This window comes from uncultured Paraglaciecola sp. (assembly GCF_913058035.1).
Classification (GTDB): domain Bacteria; phylum Pseudomonadota; class Gammaproteobacteria; order Enterobacterales; family Alteromonadaceae; genus Paraglaciecola.
In genome coordinates this window covers 1-5392 of the sequence record NZ_CAJXPA010000233.1, presented here as the reverse complement: position 1 = coordinate 5392, position 5392 = coordinate 1, and the positions used below count along the sequence as shown (strand labels likewise).

Below are 5392 nucleotides of genomic sequence, written 5' to 3'. Positions count from 1 at the left end.
GATCATGGATGAAGTATGGCAGAACCTGTCTCCAATGGGCCATTAACTCAATATAATATTGATTATATTGTTTAAACTCTTCTAATGAGCAAAAATAAGGTTCATTTTCGATAAAATAATTTTTATAGATTGATAAAGCCACATCCGGTAGATGACGTTGCAGATGTATTACTTTCGCGTTAGGAAATAATTTATAAATCAATCCAATTGATTGAAAATTAGCGGGTAATTTATCAATGACATAAATTTTACCCTCAGCATGAACGCTAATATTTTGTAAATAAATGTTAGCAGCATCATTCAACTGTGTGTCCGATAAATTCAACATGGAATGTGGATAGTGATGCTGTGTTTGGCTGAATAAATATTCATTCACTTCCCTGCTCAAATAAGGTAATTCTCCTGCACCTGATATATCGGTATGCCTAGATAATATTTGTTCCAACAAAGTTGAGCCTGATCTGGGTAAACCCAGAATGAAAATAGGTACAATCTCATCAATGCCGATGCTTCTGGTTTTAGATAATGTTTTAGCTGTAGTGGTTGATTTAACGTCGCGATAAAAATTAGTCAACTCAATGGTCTTAAAAGAACAATGCGTTAATTGTAACGCATTAGCTTGTTCAAAATATTGCCAAGCTTTTGCATAGTCCTGCATATCGTCTTGGGCTTTGCCCATTGCATAATTAAGTAAAATTAACTCTTTATTATCTAGCCTATTACTTGTCAGCCTAGATTGTATTAAAACAAAATCTTCATCCTCATGGGTAAAAGATTTTAAGCGGGTTAAGTCATGAAGCGCGAAAGATACTATCGAGTCGGTTCCAAACTCGATTACCTTACGAAACGATTGTTCAGCATTAAATAAGTCGCCAAACATTAACTGCTGCTGAGCTAGTTGGTAAAGCATTGGTGCCAAGGTTGGAAATAATTTTTGACCATGTTCCAAAACAGTTAGCGAATACTGCTCACTGCCTACTCTGTTAAATGCGTCTGCCAGATAAATAAAGGGTAATGGGTCATTGGTTAATAGGTGACAAGCTTTTTGTAACAAACTAACTGCCCTTTTTGGCATGTTCGCTATTAATGCAAGCTTCCCTAGTCCACGGTAAGCTTGCCCGTTGCGTGAGTCACGTTGAAGTAGTCGAATATAAAGCTTCTCTGCCTGTGCGTAGTGACCTTTTTGCACGAGTTTGTCCGCTTGGGTAACATCTGACAAAAATGTATTCTCTTTATAGTTGTTTGCAGTTTCTAAAACATAAAAAAGCCCCGTACTTGACGAGGCTTCTAATCTATCAATTTTACTTAAAAGTTATAGTTAGCACTTATGTAGTACAAACCACCATTAAAGCCCATTGGTGATGTCTCGTAATAAACACCGCCCCAATTGTTATTGGGTATACCTTGAGCAGCAGGAATGTTAATTCTTTCAGCTTCTTGATCGAACAAGTTTTGCGCACCAACACTTACTGTAATTTCATCAGTAAACATGTAACTAATCTCAAAATCAACAGTTACGGCCGAACCGGCGGTAATAGCAGTTGCATCATAGTCAACATGTACACCTTGATATTCACCGTAATAATTAGCACGTGTAAACATTGAAACGTTTTCCCAAGATTGCGCCCAAGTAAATGTTCCGCGGTGTTGAGGTAAATCTTCTTCTAGGCGTTTAACTTTAAAAGCGCCTGTAATATCAGAAAATTTAGTGACTTCTGTTTCATTCCAGTTGTACGCCAAGCTAAAGGTTGAACTGCCTTCAAATAAGTCTGCTGAATAGTTAGCTACAACATCGATTCCTTGAGTCGTTGTGTCAAAGTCATTAGTAAAGAAACTGACTTGTTGAAAACTATCTATATTTGGCTCAATTGCTCTAAGTGCATCTCTATCTACATCGGTTAGGTTGATTTTATCAGACTGACTTAGACGATCAGACACTTGTATATTGTAGTAATCGATTGTCATAAAGAAATCGCCGTCTTGATAAACACCACCGAGTGTATAACTGTCCGACTCTTCAGGCTGAAGTTCACTACCACCTAGTTGAATTGAAATAGGATTAGTCGGCGCCAAAAGGGCTGAATCAACTAATACTCCTCCGTCCAAGCTTGTTTGCACATTACTAACGTTGGCTTGACCTACAGTCGGTGCCCGAAAGCCAGAACTGATTGAACTACGTACCGATAACTCATCCGTTAAATGTAGCTGAGCCGATATTTTATAATTAGTTGTAGAGCCAAATGAATCATAATCTTCATAACGCAACGCGCCGCCCACTAATAAGTCTTCAGTCACCTGAGCTTCTACATCGACATAGGCAGCATAGTTTCTACGAGTTGTCACACCAGCGGCATCTGGTTTGAAACCTGGGAAACCGTTTGAACCAATACCGAAACCTTGAGAAGTCAGTGGGCCTGCAGTATAAGATGCTACATCGCCTGCAATGACTTCAAATGACTCTTCATGCCATTCTAAACCACCCGCAACATTCATATCTTCATACAGACCTGCGTCTACACGTTTAACTAAGTCGAAGTTAAAGTTTTTCTCAAGTTGTATATATTTTCCTGGACGAAAGTCGCGAGGGGAATTTGGGCCCAAAGAAGCGTTAAGGGTATTATAAATTACATACTGCGATTCATTTCTTCCCACAGAACCACTTAAATCATATAAGACACCGTCTGCAAAACCGTCTTTGAATTCACCTTTTGTGCCTATAGTTATTGCAGCATCAGTGATATTCCCACCAAAGTTTGGTGTAAAACCTTCAGGGATAGTCTGATTAAATGCAAAACAATTGGCTGCAGTAAGTGAGTCTAGAGCGGTTTGATTCGGTAATCCATTAGAGCCTATTTCCACAACAGGACAATTTAATTGTTGATCGAGGCCATCTAATGAACCTACTAATATAGTTGCAGGTGCGGCAGCATATGCATTAATTGCAGCTGTTTCCTCAGTAGTTGGATTTCCTGGATCTGCAGCGAAAGGCTCTCTAGTGGCCGCGCCATCAACATTACGGATGGTACCGCCGTAAACGCCACCACGGGTATTAGGATTACGATAATAAAACCCACCGCGAACATCGCGCTCAGAATAGTTACCAAACATATAAAATTCTTTATCGTTACCTAAATCCAAGCCAACATTACCAAAAATAGTGATGTCGTCATTGATTTCAGGAGACCCCCAGATTTGTGCGGGATTAGCAACATTCAAACCAGCAGCAGCGAATGCCGCTGCGTCAGGGCGTTGCACGCTACGACTAGTTGCATCGGAATTTTTATATTGAAAACTAACGTTAGCGAATCCATCATCAGTAAACGGCATACCTAGGTTACCAGAAACTTGGGTTGATGCGCCGTCTCCCTCATAGTACTCACCATGACGAACTGATAAAGAACCACCATCAGAGTCATCTTTAAGTACAAAGTTCATTACACCGGCAATGGCATCAGATCCGTACTGGGCTGCAGCGCCGTCACGTAATACTTCAACCTGTTTTATTGCAATACTGGGTATGACAGATATATCAGGTCCTTGCGCGCCATCATTGATTCCGCCACCTAAGAAAGCAATAACAGAAGATCGGTGTCTTTTTTTACCATTTACTAATATTAAGGTACTGTCAGCTGGTAAACCACGAAGGTTCGCAGGACGAACAAGGGATGCCGCATCACTAATAGGATTCGTATGAACATTTAAAGAAGGCACAGTGCCTTTAAGGATTTCTAGCATGTCAGTATTACCTGACCTTGACATTTCCTCAGCACCAATAATATCTATGGGTACTGGCGAGTCAGCAATTGAACGAGGCGCGGCACGTGAGCCAACAACCGCAATTTTTTCAAATGGTTCATCATTGTTAGTTTCTTGTGCAAATGCAGACGATACAGATACAGCACTTAATGTCGCTGATGCTGCAATGACATAGCGAATAGTATTCGCCAGTTTGGAGATTTTTGTTTTCATGTGTGTTTTCCAGATTATTATAATATTTATATACCAAAATACTAAAAATTAATATTTTGATAGTTGACTCAATCCCTAAACGTTTTTTTTGAAGTAACTCTATACTTCACATACCTTATATCGCATCAAAATTGTAAAGACAATGTTACTTATCTGTAAAATCAAAATGATTAAAATATAATGATATTTACATGAGTAGTTAATTTTGTTTATTTACCAGATAGACATACTTTATACTGCAAAAAAATAATAAACGGTATAAAATTTTTTATTATATTGTTTTACGGTTTGTTAATCTGAACTCATTAGACCTTCTTTTGCCTGTGAGGGCCTTGTAATTGGGCAGATAGTTCAGCAAAAAACAATAACAAATACAGATCAATGTGTTTTTTTTATTTCTTCTAAAAAAGCTTCAAGTATCAGATTTTCTCTGGCCCCTTTTCGCGTAATTGCAGAATAGTGGGTATCAAACCTTCGATGATGAGGCTCAATTGCACGCATACTGTCTAAAGAGACCCAGCGTTGAGCAAAATGTTCAGGTAAAAAGCCTATAAAACGTCCTGTCAAAATTAAAAAAGCAATACCTTCACGGTCAGTTGAACTAGCCATTGCCTTGAGTACTTTTTGTTGACGTTTAATGGTTGCTGGTTGAGGGTAATTTGGCACCACGCCATCATATTTGGCTAAGGTATTGTCATTGATCAGACTGGTATCTTGATTAAAAAGAGGATGCATTTCGCTGCAATACAATAATGACTTTTCTTTGTATAAAGGCATATAGGTAAGTCCCGGTAAAGTCCGAAGATCAGGAACAATTCCGATATGTAATTGACCATCAAGAATTGAAGTTTCAACTTCATTTGGCGGTATCATTCTTATGTTTATTATAATTTCAGACGCCATGTTTTTTAATGCACTAATAGCTCTAGTAATTCGCATTTGAGGGATAGTCACCATATTATCTGTGATACCTATGTTCAATTCACCAACTAGATCTGTGTTGATAGCATTTATTTGAGTTTTGAAAATTTCTAAACTTGATAGCAATTGCAAAGCTGAGTCGTAGACTTTGCTGCCTTGCTCTGTAATAGAGAAACCCGATCGTCCTCGATGACATAACCGCATCTTTAATAATGATTCCAATTCTGATATTGCCAAACTTATTGCTGGACGACTGATATTTAATTCTATTTCCGCTGCAGCAAATCCTCCTGACTCAATAACTATTTTAAATATTCGTAAGAGCCTTATATGTGTATCACCGAGTTGTCGAGGTAATAAATTTTTGGATCTAATCATGATTTTCTCTTCGTTTCTAACAGCATAATTGGTAAAAGCATAATAGTTAGCAGGCCACATTAATTAGATAAGTAAATGATTAACTTAAGTTAAAAAACTTTAGATTTACTAATCTAACAGGCAG

General features: G+C 38.2%; 3 protein-coding genes. All 3 read right to left on the bottom strand.

Features of this window, described 5'->3' with window-relative positions:
• The coding region (locus QZ562_RS19180) for a tetratricopeptide repeat-containing sulfotransferase family protein (protein ID WP_293763837.1) at positions 1-1219 on the bottom strand (1219 nt) is incomplete at its 3' end.
• Between the two features lie 86 nt (positions 1220-1305).
• Positions 1306-3969, bottom strand: coding sequence for a TonB-dependent receptor (locus QZ562_RS19175; RefSeq protein WP_293763835.1), 2664 nt, complete (start codon positions 3967-3969; stop codon positions 1306-1308).
• Between the two features lie 378 nt (positions 3970-4347).
• A complete protein-coding gene (locus QZ562_RS19170; RefSeq protein WP_293763833.1) occupies positions 4348-5268 on the bottom strand; it encodes a LysR family transcriptional regulator in 921 nt (306 codons plus the stop codon).
• Between the last annotated feature and the right edge of the window lie 124 nt (positions 5269-5392).